Below are 15,451 nucleotides of genomic sequence, written 5' to 3'. Positions count from 1 at the left end.
TCACAACTCTACGCACGTGGCAGTTCTAGCAACTCGGCGTCGGGCCCCCCGACGTCAAGGCGTGCAGGGCGTCCACCGCCGAGCCCAGCGTCTCGACCTTGACCAGTTTCAACCCGGACGGGATCTCCGAGACCGCCTCGTAGCAGTTCTTCGCGGGCACCAGGAACACCGTGGCCCCGGCCGCCCGCGCGGCAGCCATCTTGTGCGTGATGCCCCCAATAGGCCCCACCTTGCCGTCGACGCTGATCGTGCCGGTGCCCGCAATGAACGTCGATCCAGCCAGGTCGCCGGTGGTGAGCTTGTCCACGACGGCCAGGCTGAACATCAATCCAGCCGACGGCCCACCGATGTTGGCCAGGTTGAAATTCACCGCAAACGGTGCCCACGGCGCGTCGAGCACCGCCACGCCCAGGAACCCGTAGTCGCGGTCTTTGTTGCTGCCCAGGGTGACTTGCGCGACGCCGGCTGGTTCGTTCTTGCGCCGGTAGTCGATCGTCACGACCTGGCCGGGCTTGGTGTTCTTCAGCAACGCCGTGAATTGTTCGACGTTGGCTACCGGTTTGCGGTCGACGGCGTCAATCGCATCGCCCGGCTTCAACTTGCCCTGGGACGGACTACCTTCGCTCACCGAGGCGATGGTGACCGCTTCGGGATACTTCAGATAGCCCAGCGCGGCGTACTCGGCACTGTCCTCGGAGCTCTTGAAGTCGGCGTCGTTGGCCTTGTCGACCTCGTCCCGCGACTTGCCCGGCGGGTAGATCAGGTCGCGCGGCACCAGTTGTTCCTGCCCTGAGATCCACAGGGTGACGGCTTCACCGAGGGTCAGGTCATCCCGTTGGGACACCGTCGTCATATTCAGGTGCCCCGTTGTGGGGTGGGTCTGGGTTCCCTCGATCTGTACAACCTGCTTGCCGTCCACCTCCCCCAGAGTGTCGAACGTCGGTCCCGGACCAAGCGAGACGAACGGCACCGTGACCGCTGCCAACAGCACGCCGAACACCACGATCGGCACCAGCGCGACCATCAGGGTCAAAATCCGCCTGTTCACGCCGCTCACCTTAGACGGCGCCGGTCTGGACCAATTCAGCTGCGAGCGTGACCGCGGCCCGCGCGTTCCGTTTCCTGGGTGGGTACCGTTGAGCCTATGGCTGACCTGCCCTTCGGCTTCTCCCCAGGGGACGACCCCGAGCGCGACAAGCGCGGGAAGGACGACCCCGACTCCGGATCGGGCGCCAACCCGTTCGGTTCATTTCCCCTCGGCGGCGAGTTCGACATGGCCAACCTCGGCCAACTCTTCACCCGGCTGGGTGAGATGTTCGGTGGCGTCGGCAGCGCCATGACCTCCGGCAAGGACACGGGCCCGATCAACTACGACCTGGCCCGTCAGGTCGCGTCGAGCTCCATCGGATTCGTCGCGCCCATCCCGGCAGCCACCAACTCCGCTATCTCCGATGCCGTCCATCTGGCCGAAACCTGGCTGAACGGGGCCACGGCGCTGCCCGCCGGCACCACCGCAGCGGTGGGATGGAGCCCGTCGGATTGGGTCGACAACACACTGCAGACATGGAAGCGGTTGTGCGACCCGATGGCTCAGCAGATCTCGGCGGTGTGGGTGCGGTCGCTGCCGGACGAAGCCAAGAGCATGGCCGGCCCGCTGCTGCAGATGATGGGGCAAATGGGCGGGGTCGCGTTCGGGTCGCAGCTCGGTCAAGCACTGGGCCGCTTGTCCCGGGAAGTGCTGACCTCGACAGACGTCGGTCTGCCGCTCGGCCCCAAGGGAATAGCCGCGATCCTGCCGGATGCGGTGGAGTCCTTCGCCGAGGGTCTCGAGCAGCCGCGCAGTGAGATCATGACCTTCCTGGCCGCCCGCGAGGCCGCACATCATCGGTTGTTCAGCCATGTGCCGTGGCTGTCGAGTCAGCTGTTGGGAGCCGTAGAGGCCTACGCGATGGGCATCAAGATCGACATGTCCGGCATCGAGGAGTTGGCTCGCGATTTCAATCCGGCATCGCTGGCCGATCCGGCGGCCATGGAACAGCTGCTGAGTCAGGGCGTGTTCGAACCGAAGGCAACGCCCGCGCAGACCCAGGCACTCGAGCGGCTCGAGACGCTGCTCGCCCTGATCGAGGGCTGGGTGCAGACCGTGGTGACGGCCGCGCTGGGCGAGCGGCTGCCCGGCGAAGCCGCACTGAGCGAAACGCTGCGGCGCCGCCGGGCCAGTGGCGGCCCCGCTGAGCAGACCTTCGCCACCCTGGTGGGGCTGGAACTGCGCCCGCGCAAGCTGCGTGAAGCCGGGGCCCTGTGGGCGCGGCTCACCGAGGCCGCCGGCATGGACGCGCGCGACGCCGTCTGGCAACACCCGGACCTGCTGCCCGCAGCCGACGATCTCGACGATCCGGCGGCATTCATCGACCGGGTCGTCGGCGGCGACACCAGCGGGATCGACGAGGCCCTCTCCGACCTGAAAGCCGAACTCGACGGCGACAACCGCGACACCGAAGGGCCTGGTCCCCGAGATAACTGAGTAGCAGCCGGCGTATCAGCCGCGTCAGGCGCTGACCGGCGAGCTAGGACCGTTCGCGGTCCTGGGGATAACGGACTACAGCCGATCCGCCTGGCGTGGCACCGTGACATCTCGTGGTCCGCACCGCTTCCTGCTGGTATGCGCTGAATCCCGCCATGCCGGTGCTGCTGCGGCCCGACGGTGTGGTGCAGGTGGGCTGGGATCCCCAGCGCGCCGTGCTGGTCCGACCGCCGGGCGATCTCACGGTGGCCCGACTGGCCGACGTACTGCGCTCCATGCGGTCACCGACCTCCATCGCTGAACTACAGCGGCAAGCCGGCAAGGATCTGACTCCTCTGGTCACCCAGCTGGTCAGCGCCGGAGTGGCCACCCGCGGGGACGGCACCAGCGCCGGGCGCGCGGCGTCGATCCGGGTGCACGGCCGGGGTCCGCTGTCGGATCTGATGGTGCAGGCGCTGCGCGGTTCGGGTGTCCGGGTCCGGCAGAGCAGCCAACCCCATGCGACGGTGACTACCGCTGCCGTGGATCTGGTGATATTGGCGGACTATCTGGTGGCCGACCCACACATCGTGCGTGACCTGCACACCGCCGGTGTACCGCACCTGCCGGTACGGGTGCGCGACGGCACCGGGCTGGTCGGTCCGCTGGTCATTCCCGGGGTGACCAGCTGCCTGGGTTGCGCGGACCTGCACCGACGTGACCGGGACGCCGCGTGGCCGGCCATCGCCGCCCAATTGCGGGACACTGTGGGGGTAGCGGACCGCGCGACACTGCTGGCTACCGCGGCGCTGGCGCTCAGTCAGGTCAACCGGGTGATCACGGCCGTGCGCGGCCAGCATCCCGATCCCGACCCGCCCTCGGCGATCAATGCCACGCTGGAATTCGATCTACACGCCAACTCGATCGTGGCACGGCCGTGGACCCGGCACCCCTTGTGCGGTTGCTGACAGCTACCCCAATCGCCCCTGATCCGGCACGTTCGTTGAGATCGACGCGTATGCCCGGCCGAGCGCGTCGAGCACATGCTCATCCAGCGTGCGCTCGTTGCGGTGCCGGTCCAGCGTCTCGATGATGGCCCGGTACAGAGCTTCAGCGGCGTCGTGCTGCGTTTGTTTGGCTGCCATGGTGTCACTTTCTATTACTGAGATGAACAATCGATGCACTTGATGCGCTGACCGTCATGGATGATGGGTATGTGTCAGATATCAAGCGTGGCCGCGCGGCCCGCAACGCGAAGCTGGCCAGTCTGCCGGTCGGCATGGCTGGCCGGGCTGCTCTGGGCTTCGGCAAGCGGCTGACCGGTAAATCCCGAGACGAAGTCAACGCCGAACTCATGGAGAAAGCGGCCAACCAGCTCTTCACCGTGTTGGGTGAGCTCAAGGGCGGCGCCATGAAGGTCGGGCAGGCGTTATCGGTGATGGAAGCCGCCATTCCCGAACAATTCGGCGAGCCGTACCGGGAGGCACTGACCAAGCTGCAGAAAGACGCGCCGCCATTACCGGCGGCGAAGGTGCACCGGGTACTGGACGCACAGCTGGGCACCAAGTGGCGGGAGCGGTTCAGTTCCTTCGATGACACCCCCGTCGCGTCCGCAAGCATCGGCCAGGTCCACAAGGCGATCTGGTCCGACGGCCGCGAGGTTGCCGTCAAGATCCAATACCCGGGTGCAGACGAGGCGCTGCGCGCCGACCTCAAAACCATGCAACGCATGGTCGGGGTGTTCAAGCAGCTCTCCCCGGGGGCAGACATACAGGGTGTGGTCGACGAACTGATCGAACGCACCGAGATGGAACTCGACTACCGGCTGGAAGCCGACAACCAGCGCAAATTCGCCAAAGCGTATGAGGGTGACCCCCACTTCGTCATACCGCACGTGGTGGCCAGCGCGCCTAAAGTGGTGATCCAGGAGTGGATCGAAGGCAAGCACATGGCCGAGATCATCCGGCACGGCACCAAAGAGGAACGCGACCTGATCGGGGTTCGCCTGCTCGAACTCACCTTCGACGCGCCGCGCCGCCTGGAGATGCTGCACGGCGACGCTCACCCCGGCAATTTCATGCTGCTGCCCGACGGGCGGATGGGTGTCATCGACTTCGGCGCCGTGGCGCCGCTGCCCGGTGGTTACCCCGTCGAACTCGGGATGACGATCCGCCTCGCCCGTGACAAGAACTACGACCTGCTGTTGCCGACCATGGAGAAGGTCGGCTTCATCCAGCGCGGCCAGCAAGTCTCGGTCCGCGAAATCGACGAAATGCTGCGCCAGTACGTCGAACCGATCGAGGTCGAGGTATTTCACTACACCCGCAAGTGGTTGCAGCGGATGACGGTCAACCAGTTCGACCGCTCGGTGGCACAGATCAAGACGGCCCGCCAGATGGACCTACCGCCCAAGCTGGCGATCCCGATGCGGGTAATCGCCTCGGTGGCCGCCATCCTCTGCCAGCTGGACGCGCACGTCCCGATCAAGGCGCTGACCGAAGAACTCATCCCCGGATTCAACGAACCCGACGCGGCCGCACTCATCTAGGTTGCGTCAGCCCGACCTAGGCGGCCTCTTTACGAGGCCGCCCACGTGGCCGCTTCCGGGTGACCACCGAGCCACGCTCAAAGATCTCGCCGCCCCAAACACCCCATGGCTCAGCCCTTTCCAGCGCGGCGGCCAGACACTGGCGCCGGATCGGGCAGGTAGCGCACAGCATCTTGGCGCGCTCGAGGTCGGTCGGGGTTTCAGCGAACCACAGGTCGGGCTCGCCCGCATGACATGGCAGGACCGGCTGCGTCCGTCTAGGGACTGTCAGTGCCGACATGTCCTGATCACCTCTTCCTGGTCGGTTGGTTGTCTCGGCGAATCCGGGCCAGGGCGATCATTCGCAAAAAAATGGCCACGGATCCTGTGACTTCGGGTCCGTGGCCTTTTGGCGAATTCAGAGGTTCTCTACGTCGAGCCCCGATTCACGGACGCTTCAGTCGCGGCGGCGACACGGTGCTTACCCGCGGCCGCCAGTGCGGCGGCGGCATGCGCGTTGGGCAGGCGGGTAGCCGGCGATACGCCGAATACCGTCGCGTCGGTCACGGTGATCATGGTGATCATGCGGGCTACCCTCCTTTCGGCTCTCGACAGAAGCCAACGAGTATCGAGAGTAAACGTTACCCGCCGATGCTCACAACTGATTTTCTGACCTGCGGCGATGCCGAATCAGCGCGATTGGCGAACCAGCTCCAGCACATCGGGTCCGTACTGTTCGAGCTTGCGCGCACCGATGCCCGGGATGGCGATCAGGGCATCCTCGTCGGCGGGCCGTAGTTCGGCGATCGCGATCAGCGTGTTGTCGCTGAACACGATGTAGGCCGGGACGTTCTGCTCCTTGGCGGCGTCCCGCCGCCAGTCTTTGAGCTGCAGCAGCAGGCCCTCGTCGACGTCGCCGGCACACGTTTCGCAACGCCGCAGCATGATCGCGCCCGGCGTGGTCAGGTCCTTATTGCAGACCCGGCAGCGCGCGGGACCCCGGTTGCGCCGCGACTTCGCCGGCGCCGCGTCCACCCGGGTTTGCGGCGCAATGCCGTTGAGGAAGCGCGACGGCTTACGGCTCTGGCGGCCGCCGGCCGTCCGTGACAGCGCCCAGCTCAGCGCCAAATGCATGCGGGCCCTGGTGATTCCGACGTAAAGGAGCCGTCGCTCTTCTTCCACGGCTTCGCTGTCGGGGCCGTGCGCCAGGGCATGGGAGATGGGCAGCGTCCCGTCGGCCAGCCCGACCAGGAACACCGCGTCCCATTCGAGTCCCTTGGCAGCGTGCAGGGACGCGAGGGTGACGCCTTGCACCACCGGCGGGTGGCGCGCGTCGGCCCGGGACCGCAACTCGGCGACCAAGCCGGGCAGGTCCAACTGCGGACGCTGGGCCACTTCGTCGTCGACCAACTCGGCCAACGCGCCCAGCGCCTCCCAGCGCTCCCGCGCCCGGGTGCCGACCGGGGGCTCCGCGGTCAACCCGAGCGGCTCCAGCGTGGCGCGCACCAAGCCGGGCAGATCACCCTCGGGCTCGCGTTCAGCGGCGCGACGCAAAGCCAGCAGCGCCTGCTTGATCTCCTGCCGGTTGAAGAACCCCTCCCCGCCGCGGACCTGGTAGGCGATGCCGGCCTCGGTCAACGCCTCCTCGTAGACCTCGGACTGCGCGTTGACCCGGTACAAAATGGCGATTTCGGCTGGCGCAGTGCCGGATTCGATCAGCGCGGCGATTTGGGCGGCCACCGCGGTGGCCTCGGTGGCCTCGTCGGGATGCTCGCGAAACGAAGGCGCTGGGCCCGGTTCCCGTTGGCCGACCAACTGCAGCTTGCTGCCCGCGACGCGGCCGCGCGCGGCTGCGATCACCTGGTTGGCCAGCGACACCACCTGCGGGGTGGAACGGTAGTCGCGTTCCAGACGCACCACCGTCGAGTCCGGGAAGCGCCGCGAGAACTCGAGCAGGAAGCGCGGCGAGGCTCCGGTGAAGGAGTAGATGGTCTGATTGGCATCACCGACCACTGTCAGGTCGTCGCGGTCGCCCAGCCAGGCCGTCAGCACCCGTTGCTGGAGCGGCGTCACGTCCTGATATTCGTCGACGACGAAGCAGCGGTACCGGTCGCGGAACTCCGCTGCCACCGCGGCGTCGTTCTCGATCGCGGCGGCGGTGTGCAACAGCAGATCGTCGAAATCCAACAGCGTGACGGCCTCGTCGCGGACTTTCAACGCCTCGTAAGCGGTGTAGACGGCCGCCACCTTCTCGGCGTCCAACGGAGTGTCACGGCCCGCCGCGGCCACCGCGCTCGCGTAGTCCTCTGGGAGGATCAGGGAGGCCTTGGACCACTCGATCTCGCCGGCGAGGTCACGCACGTCGTCGGTGCTGACGTTGAGCCGGCACCGACCGGCGGCACGGGCGACGACGGCGAATTTGGTGTCTATCAGCTCCCAACGGGTGTTACCGACCACCCGCGGCCAGAAGTACCGCAACTGACGGTGCGCGGCGGCGTGGAAGGTGAGCGCCTGCACACCTCCGACACCCGAACCGAGCTGCGCCGCGGCGTCGAGTGACCGCAACCGCGAACGCATTTCCCCAGCGGCACGCTGGGTGAAGGTCACCGCCAACACCTGGTTGGCGGCCACATGTCCACTGGCGACCAGCTGCGCGATGCGGTGAGTGATGGTGCGGGTCTTGCCGGTGCCGGCACCGGCGAGCACGCAGACAGGGCCGCGCGGAGCCAGCACGGCTTCGCGCTGCTCGTCGTCGAGTCCCGCGATCAACGGGTCGGCCACCACCGGCATGGCGTCCATCTTGGCAGCCGCGGCCGACAAACCGGGCGTGTCGGGGCCGTGCCCGGAATTGTTCATCGCCCGGCTACGTTAAGGGATCATGACCAACGCGGCACTGACCATTTACTCGACCACCTGGTGTGGCTACTGCTTCCGGCTCAAGACCGCACTCAAAACTCAGGGAATCTCGTACGACGAGGTCGACATCGAGAACGACCCGGCGGCTGCGGATTTCGTCAGCTCCGTCAACGGCGGTAACCGGACCGTTCCGACCGTCAAGTTCGCCGATGGGTCGACACTGACCAACCCGAGCGCGAACGAGGTCAAAGCAAAGCTGGCCCAGGTCGGCGGCTGAGTCCGACTCGCAGCGAGTTTTGGTGCAGGGCGCCGGGTTCGGTCGCCTCTACGATAAGCAGCATGGCATTGGCGCTGGCCCGGCGGATGGGGCTGATCGTCTGCTGTGCATTGCTGGCCCTCACCGGCTGTTCGCACCACAACCAGCCGGCCGCGCCGAGCACCGGCACACCGCGTGCCGACGCGCTGATCGTCAGCGTCGAAGACGTGCGGCGCATCGCCAACTATGAAGCGCTCACCGCTCACGCCCACTCTGACCTGCGGCACCCACCGTCGGGTGACGTGAACGCACCAGGACCGTGCCGCGCCGCCGGGACCAGCGACCTCACCTTTGCCGGTGGTTGGACCGAGTTCCGCAGCGCCGGCTACAGCGGCGTAACCGACGACCTCGACCCGGGCGGGCTGGCCATGGTCGACTCGGTCAGCCAGGCCGTCGCGATATACCCCGACACGAACATGACCCGCAGCGCGCTGAACCAGCTGGAAGGCTCGCTCAACGCCTGCATGGCAATACACGACCCGAACTACGACTTCCGGCTGGACAAGCCCAACCAGGACACCCTGCGCATCACCGACAGCGGGTGGAGCCACCAGTACCGGGTGAAAGACACGGTACTGATGTCGGTGGGCGTACTGGGCATCGAACCCGCGGAACGGATTACGGCGACGATCCTCGACAACATCACCGACCGGATCAAATAGCCGCCCACGATTCGATGATCACCCGAGCGATGGAAATCGACCCGGGCAGAAGTAGTTTCGAGTTGGACGCGCTGCTCCAATCACCGGCATCCAAGGCGGCGCGCACCTCGTCGCGGGTGAACCAGGCCGCCTCGACGATCTCGCCGTCGTTGAACGAGAACTCTTCGGTGGGGTCTGCCTCGGCGTGAAATCCGACCATTAGCGACCGCGGGAACGGCCAGGGCTGACTGCCCAGGTAGCGCACGTCGCGAACGGTCAGCCCGATCTCCTCGCGGATTTCCCGAGCAACGCACACTTCGAACGACTCACCGGCTTCGACGAACCCGGCCAGCAGCGAGAACATCCGGGGTGGCCAGGTGGCCTGGCGGGCCAGCACCGCACGGTCGGCACCGTCGTGCACCAGGCAGATCACCGCCGGGTCGACCCGCGGAAACTCCTCTTGGCCGGTCACCAGGTTCACCCGGGACCAACCGGACCGGGCCGGTTTGGTCGGAGTGCCGTCCACCGGGCTGAACCGCGCGCTGTCATGCCAATTCAGCAGGGCCAGCGCCGAGGACACCAATTGGCTACTGGTGTCGTCGAGGATGCGGCCGAGCCGGCGCAGGTCCAGAACTTCAATGGCGTCGCGGCCTTCGGCGTCCGGCTGCAGGGCGCTGCGGATGGCCCAGACATGCCGCCCGTCCTGGATGCGCCCCAGGAACACCGCCTCAGGCGGCGGGGTGTCGCCAAGCGCCGCGGCCGGACCCAGCACCACCTTGCCGTCGACGGCCAGCACCTGGTTGCGGGAATCGACCCGCAGGAGCGCGGCCTCGGCCCAGCCTGCCGCGGCGGCGTCGACGTCGGTGCGCAACTGGTCGGCGCGATCGGCGCCGACGCGCGACAGCAACGGGATATCGCGCAGCCGGAAGTCCACGCGCTATCGCTCCTGCCCCTGGCGGACGTACAGCAGTCGGTCACTGGCCTCGATGGCATCCACCTCTGGTGCGCCGATGCGCAGCAGTCGACCGTCGCGCACCACTCCCAGCACGATGTCTTTCAGATGCCGCGGTGAACCCCCGACCTCGGACTGCTCCACCTCGCGTTCGGCGATGGCCAGGCCCTCGGCGGGAGTCAGCAGGTCTTCGATCATCTGCACGACGCTGGGTGTAGTAGTCGCCAGGCCGAGCAGCCGGCCGGCGGTCTCCGAGGAAACCACCACCGAGTCGGCGCCGGACTGCTGCAGCAGGTGCTGATTCTCCGCTTCGCGGATGGCCGCGACGATCTTGGCTTTGGGTGAGATCTCCCGCGCGGTCAGGGTGACCAGGACGGCGGTGTCGTCACGGCTGGCAGCCACGATGATCGACGCCGCATGCTGCACCCCCGCCAACCGCAGCACGTCGGACTTGGTGGCGTCGCCGTTGACCGTGACCAGACCGGCGGATGCGGCGCGGTCCAGCGCAGACCGGTCGGTGTCGACGACCACGATTTCACCCGGCGTCATGTCGTCGCTGAGCATGGCGGCGATTGCCGTTTTGCCCTTGGTCCCGTAGCCGATGACGACGGTGTGGTTACGCACTCTGCTCCTCCAACGCTGGATCTTCAGTGCCTGCCGGGACGTTTCGGTGACCACTTCGAGCGTCGTTCCGACCAACAGGATCAGGAACGCAATGCGTAATGGTGTGATGATCAGGACGTTCATCGCCCGGGCGAATTGCGTGATCGGCGTGATGTCGCCGTAGCCGGTGGTCGACAGCGTCACCGCCGAGTAATACAGGCAATCCAGAAACGTCAGGCGCTCGCCTTGCGAGTCGTGGTAGCCGTCGCGGTCGAGGTAGACGGTGATGGCGGCGAGGAACAGCGCCGCCAGCGCGATGGTGATTCGCCGGGAAATGATGCTCGCTGGACTGGACTGACCCTGAGGAATGCGCAGCACGCCGACGAGCGCGTAACTGGGCTGCACGGTCAATCGCTCGTCGAGCCGCCGCATCCGCCGCCAGCTACCCGTTGCCACGGAAATCATGTAACCACGCTCAGGCGGTGCGGGGGCGACCGGAGTGTTCCAGCAGCGCGGCCAACTCGTCGGCGCCAGCCAACTCGTCGGGCAAGATCGTGAGGCCGCTGCGCACGTAGTAAAAGGCGGTACGCACCTTGGATTCCGGGCAACCATGCAATGCCGCCCAAGCGAGCCGGTATACCGCCAGCTGGATCGCGGCCTGACGCCGGGCTTGCGCACCGCGCGGCGGCTCGCCGGTCTTCCAGTCCACGACGGTGACGCCGCCGTCGGAGTCGGCGAAGACCGCGTCGATGCGTCCGCGCACCACCGTGTCGCCGATGGGCATCTCGAACGGCACCTCTACTGCGATCGGGGTGCGGGCGGCCCACGGCGAATCGGCGAAGGTGGCCTGCAGCGCGGCCAGCTCTGTCGAGTCGCCGACGTCAGAATCGGCGGCGCCCGGCAGATCTCCCAGGTCGAACAACAACTCGGCTCCGTAAAACCGTTGCACCCAGGCATGAAAAGCGTTGCCCAACAGAGCGTGTGGATCCGGTCGGGTGGGTAGTCGGTGGATCAATCGCTGGGTGGCGGCCTCGGGATCGCGGGCCAGTTCCACCAGACCACTCACGGATAATTGGGGTGGCAGCGTGCGATCGGGCGGACGCGTCGCACGGGCCCGTTCGGCCAGCAATGCGTCGACATCGGCAATCCAACCCTCGACGTCCGGTTGGTTCGCGTCCGCCGGTACCGCCTGGCTGACCAGCCTGGCCCCGCGCTCGACATCACTACGCCGGACCAGTGGGTCGGCAGGCCATATGGCTTCGACTACGTTGTCACGCAATGGGTTTCGCTCCCCGTCGGCGGGCGTCGGCGCCCAGTGCGCAACGGTCCCGCACGGGTCTCCCGCCGCCGCCGAACGGTCGACGATGTCTTTGATCTCGCGCAAGAATTCCGACGGTCCGCGCGGCTTGATCCCGGTGGCGCCCCAATGGTGTCCAGACACCAGCAAGGTGTCCTCGGCCCGGGTGACGCCCACGTACAGCAGCCGGCGCTCCTCGTCGACCCGTCGCTGGTCGAGCTCAGTACGGTGCTCGAATATCTTGTCCGACAACTGTTTTCGGTTAGTAACGGCCGAGGTGTCCAGCACCGGCACACCGAGGGACCCGGCCGCGGCACGATCGCCGCGCAGCAGCGGCGGCAGTTCGCCGGGGTCGGTGAGCCAGCTGCTTCGCGATGCGGTCGACGGGAATGTCCCCCCGGACAGGTGCGCGACCGCGACCACCTGCCACTCCAGGCCTTTGGCGGCGTGCACAGTGAGCACTTGAACGCGGTCGCGCGCGACGGCCGGTTGCGCAGGCGCCAACCCGCCTTCCACCTGGGCGGCGACATCGAGGTAGGCGAGCAACCCCTCGACCGACGCATTGTTTGAACAGCCACCGGCTCGCTCGGCGTAGCCGGCGACCTCGTCGGCGAAAGCGTCGAGGTGTTCGGCCCCGGACCACTCTCCGCCCGCGGTGGCACGGACCTCGCAGTCCAGCCCGAGCACACGACGTACCTCGGCGACCAGGTCGGGCAGCGCATAACCGAGGTGGCCGCGCAGCGTGGCCAATTCACCGGCGAGGGCTTTGATACGCGCGTAGCCGGCTGCCGAGTAGCCCTCGGCCGGTCCTGGATCGGAGATGGCCTCCGCCAGGCATGCGGTGTCGGCGTCGGCAGCGATCGCGATCGCCTGAGCGGACAGCGGTTCGGCCGGCCGCACCGGTCCGTTCAGCTCCCGGGCTCGCCGCCACAGCGCGGCAATGTCGCGACCGCCGAGGCGCCAGCGCGGGCCACTGAGCACCCGCATCGCGGACGCACCGGCCGCCGGATCCGCGACCAGGCGCAGCATAGCCACCAGGTCGGCGACTTCGGGGATGGACAACAAACCGGCTAATCCGACGACTTCCGCCGGAATCCCTCGGGCGCGCAACGCATCCGCGATGGGTGCGGCGTCGGCGTTGCGACGTACCAGCACAGCGGCAGTGGGCGGGGCGGCGCCGTCGCGCTGGGCGTCCCGGTAGCACACCTGCAGTTGGTCGGCGATCCAGTCCCGTTCGATCTGAATATCGGGCAACAGGGCGCAGCGGAGCGTCCCTGGCGCCGCGTCGGGTCGTGAGCGCAGCGGGCGCACCGCGACCGAGCGTCGCCGCGCCTCGGCCGAGATGGCGTTCGCCAGGTGCAGCGTGCGCGGTGGGTTGCGCCAGCTGGTCCGCAACTCCAGCGTCGGTGCCGGAGAACCATCCGCGAGCGGGAAGTCGGTGGTGAACCGCGGCAGGTTGGTCGCCGAGGCGCCGCGCCAACCGTAGATCGACTGGATCGGGTCGCCGACCGCCGTCAGTGCCAACCCGTCGTCGACTCCGCCGCCGAACAGCGACGACAACGCGACCCGCTGGGAATGGCCAGTGTCCTGGTACTCATCGAGCAACACCACCCGGTAGCGACTGCGCAGATCCGCCCCTACCTGCGGGAACGTTGCCGCCAACCGGGCCGCGGAGGCCATCTGCATCCCGAAGTCCATCACCTTCTCGGCACGCATGCGGTCCCGCAGCGCATCGAGCAACGGCACCAATTCGCTGCGCTCGGTCTGGGTGGCCAGCATCCGTAGCAACCACTGGTTAGGGCCGCGCTCGCGCTGGTGCGGGCCGGCCGGCAGCGTGTGCACCAGCCTTTCCAACTCGACGTGCGTATGGCGGAGTTGGTCGGTATCGACGAGGTGTTCGGCCAGCTGCCCCCATAACCGCAATACCAGCGACGTGACCATCGCCGGCGTTTTGTCCGTGTCCAGATCGCCGCGGTAACCCGTCACGACGTCGAATGCCAGCTGCCACACCTCGGTCTCGGTGACCAGTCTGGTGTCGGGTTCGACTGGTAGGAGCAGTCCGTACTCGCGCAGCAGTGCTCCGGCGAAGGCGTGGTAGGTGCTGACGGTCGGCGTACTCCCGGTTTCGACGCCCACGCCGGCCAGTCGCGCCAGTCGGGACCGGACACGGCGCATCAGCTGGCCGGAGGCCTTGCGAGTAAAGGTCAGCCCGAGCACCTGGCTGGGGTCGGCGTATCCGTTCGCGATCAGCCACACCACTCGGGCGGCCATCGTCTCGGTCTTGCCGGCTCCGGCCCCCGCGATCACCACCAGTGGACCCGGTGGTGCCGCGATGACCGCCGCCTGCTCGTCGGTGGGGCGAAAGACGCCCAACGCGTCGGCTAATTCGGCGGGGCTGTAGCGCGGGCTCACGACACAGGTCCTTCGGTATGGGCCGGGCAGCACGGTCGGATTGGGCAGTGTGAACAACCGTCATTGCGCCTGGCGACGAACTGCGGGCCGGCGGTGGCCTCGGCGGCCTGCCGGACCAGGGCCCGCCAATGTTCGCGGGCCTGGGGCGTCAGCGGATCCTGCTCGCGCTGGGTGGCACCGGCTGCCCCGGTCTTGCCGGGATAGACCAGCCGGGCGCCCCCCGGCTCGTCGCCGGCGGGCAGCATGCCCTCGGCGACGGCGAGTTGATACATCGCCAGCTGTGCGTGTTGTTGCGCGTCGTCCTTGCTGACCGGCGACTTTCCGGTTTTGACGTCGACGATCACCAGCCGGCCGGCGGCGTCGCGTTCCAACCGGTCGACCCGGCCGCGCAACCGGACCTCTCCCGCGCCGCCACTCGGGGTATCGAGCACTCCGTTGACGTCGACCTCTACGCCGACCTCGGTCAGTTCACCACGCGTCTGTGCTCGCCATTCGACGAACGCCTGGATCATGGCTCGGTGCCGGGCCAGCTCGTTGGCCGAATGCCACTCGGCATCGAAAGACAGGTGCTGCCATACGCGTTCGAGGTCAGCGAGCAGTTGCGATTCGGTTTTGCCGGCTTCGGCGATGAGCGCGTGCACCACCGAGCCGATAGTGGAACGTAGTGGCCTGGGGTCGGATCCGCCGTGCCTTTCGGCCAGCCAGCGAAGCGGGCAGTCATTGAGTGTCTGCAAGGTCGACGGTGTCAGTGTGACGGTGTCGCCTGCGTCGGTGAGCGGAGCGCTGGTGCTGACCGGGATCAGCCCGTGCCATCCTGCCGGATCGGCGCCCGGTACCCCGGCCTGGGCCAGCCGAGCCAATTGTGTTGCCGCACAATTACGGGCGGCGTCATCCACCGCACCATCCGGTGCGCACACCACCGCACGCAACCGACCCACCACAGCCGCAGTGGATAACACCCGCGGCGCCGAAACAGGCTGCTCGGTTACGCCTTCTACACCCTCCTTGCCTTCTTTGCTTTCCTTGCTTTCCTTGCCAGCCTTGCCAACCTCGTGCGCAAGCTCGAAGAAGAACGGCGACGGCAACGCCGTCTCCTGGCCGCTGCCACCCGCGTCGCTGTCTACCGCCGTCACCACCAAACGGCGCCGTGCCCTACCCATTGCCGCGACCAGCAACCTGCGCTCCTCGGCCAGCAGTGGCGCCCGCATCGACGCATCCTGGGCGACCCCGTCCAATTCGTCGATCAGGCGCTGGGTGGCCAGTACACCGCCGCGCTGGGCCAGGAATGGGACCTGGTGGTCATCGCCGGATTGCAGGACGGCTTGTGGCCCAACACGATTCCGC

Annotated in this window: 14 protein-coding genes; 5 read left to right on the top strand and 9 right to left on the bottom strand. The window is 67.3% G+C overall.

Annotation, left to right across the window (positions count from 1 at the left end; all coding sequences use genetic code 11):
- Nucleotides 1–25: 25 nt before the first annotated feature.
- A complete protein-coding gene (locus A5636_RS24530; RefSeq protein WP_065161247.1) occupies nt 26–1,048 on the bottom strand; it encodes a YlbL family protein in 1,023 nt (340 codons plus the stop codon).
- 78 nt (nt 1,049–1,126) lie between these two features.
- On the opposite strand from A5636_RS24530, the gene A5636_RS24525 reads away from it, so the two are divergent.
- Nucleotides 1,127–2,524, top strand: coding sequence for a zinc-dependent metalloprotease (locus A5636_RS24525; RefSeq protein ID WP_155763990.1), 1,398 nt, complete (start codon nt 1,127–1,129; stop codon nt 2,522–2,524).
- Between the two features lie 155 nt (nt 2,525–2,679).
- On the top strand, nt 2,680–3,471 hold the full coding sequence (locus A5636_RS24520; protein ID WP_065161255.1) for a cyclodehydratase: 792 nt from the start codon (nt 2,680–2,682) through the stop codon (nt 3,469–3,471).
- A 3-nt stretch (nt 3,472–3,474) separates the two neighbouring features.
- Here A5636_RS24520 and A5636_RS26340 read toward each other — a convergent pair whose 3' ends face one another.
- Nucleotides 3,475–3,648, bottom strand: coding sequence for a hypothetical protein (locus A5636_RS26340; protein ID WP_155763989.1), 174 nt, complete (start codon nt 3,646–3,648; stop codon nt 3,475–3,477).
- A gap of 56 nt (nt 3,649–3,704) precedes the next feature.
- On the opposite strand from A5636_RS26340, the gene A5636_RS24515 reads away from it, so the two are divergent.
- On the top strand, nt 3,705–5,051 hold the full coding sequence (locus A5636_RS24515; protein WP_065161245.1) for a macrolide-binding ATPase MABP-1: 1,347 nt from the start codon (nt 3,705–3,707) through the stop codon (nt 5,049–5,051).
- A gap of 16 nt (nt 5,052–5,067) precedes the next feature.
- Here the strand turns inward: A5636_RS24515 and A5636_RS25875 are convergent, their stop codons facing one another.
- The 3 genes from A5636_RS25875 to A5636_RS24510 all read right to left on the bottom strand — a co-directional run bounded on the left by A5636_RS25875 (nt 5,068) and on the right by A5636_RS24510 (nt 7,820).
- The gene (locus A5636_RS25875; RefSeq protein ID WP_081287981.1) at nt 5,068–5,331 is read right to left on the bottom strand and encodes a WhiB family transcriptional regulator; all 264 of its coding nucleotides are present in this window, start codon (nt 5,329–5,331) and stop codon (nt 5,068–5,070) included.
- A gap of 128 nt (nt 5,332–5,459) precedes the next feature.
- Nucleotides 5,460–5,615 (bottom strand): hypothetical protein, encoded by a 156-nt coding sequence (locus A5636_RS26335; RefSeq protein WP_155763988.1) that lies wholly within the window; start codon nt 5,613–5,615, stop codon nt 5,460–5,462.
- A 105-nt stretch (nt 5,616–5,720) separates the two neighbouring features.
- Nucleotides 5,721–7,820, bottom strand: coding sequence for an ATP-dependent DNA helicase UvrD2 (locus A5636_RS24510; RefSeq protein ID WP_172827310.1), 2,100 nt, complete (start codon nt 7,818–7,820; stop codon nt 5,721–5,723).
- Between the two features lie 88 nt (nt 7,821–7,908).
- On the opposite strand from A5636_RS24510, the gene mrx1 reads away from it, so the two are divergent.
- Together mrx1 and A5636_RS24500 are read left to right on the top strand one after the other, a co-directional pair.
- Nucleotides 7,909–8,163 carry a mycoredoxin Mrx1 gene (gene mrx1 / locus A5636_RS24505; RefSeq protein WP_065161244.1) on the top strand — a complete coding sequence of 85 codons (255 nt, stop codon included), beginning with the start codon at nt 7,909–7,911 and terminating at the stop codon, nt 8,161–8,163.
- Nucleotides 8,164–8,225: 62 nt separating this feature from the next.
- Nucleotides 8,226–8,864: a sensor domain-containing protein gene (locus tag A5636_RS24500; RefSeq protein ID WP_065161243.1), complete on the top strand. Its 639-nt coding sequence runs from the start codon at nt 8,226–8,228 to the stop codon at nt 8,862–8,864.
- Here the strand turns inward: A5636_RS24500 and nudC are convergent.
- From nudC to A5636_RS24480, 4 genes are all read right to left on the bottom strand, one after another.
- Nucleotides 8,857–9,777, bottom strand: coding sequence for an NAD(+) diphosphatase (nudC, locus tag A5636_RS24495; RefSeq protein ID WP_065161242.1), 921 nt, complete (start codon nt 9,775–9,777; stop codon nt 8,857–8,859). The two genes, A5636_RS24500 and nudC, sit on opposite strands and share 8 nt — an antisense overlap.
- Nucleotides 9,778–9,780: 3 nt before the next feature.
- Nucleotides 9,781–10,830, bottom strand: a complete 1,050-nt coding sequence (locus tag A5636_RS24490; protein WP_253900689.1) for a potassium channel family protein — start codon at nt 10,828–10,830, stop codon at nt 9,781–9,783.
- A gap of 43 nt (nt 10,831–10,873) precedes the next feature.
- Nucleotides 10,874–14,107: an ATP-dependent helicase gene (locus tag A5636_RS24485; RefSeq protein ID WP_065161240.1), complete on the bottom strand. Its 3,234-nt coding sequence runs from the start codon at nt 14,105–14,107 to the stop codon at nt 10,874–10,876.
- The coding region (locus A5636_RS24480) for a RecB family exonuclease (protein ID WP_172827308.1) at nt 14,104–15,451 on the bottom strand (1,348 nt) is incomplete at its 5' end. The genes A5636_RS24480 and A5636_RS24485, both read right to left, overlap by 4 nt.

Origin of the sequence: Mycobacterium asiaticum (assembly GCF_001673315.1) — a bacterium.
GTDB lineage: Bacteria > Actinomycetota > Actinomycetes > Mycobacteriales > Mycobacteriaceae > Mycobacterium > Mycobacterium asiaticum_B.
This window is presented reverse-complemented; position numbering and strand designations above follow the sequence as displayed.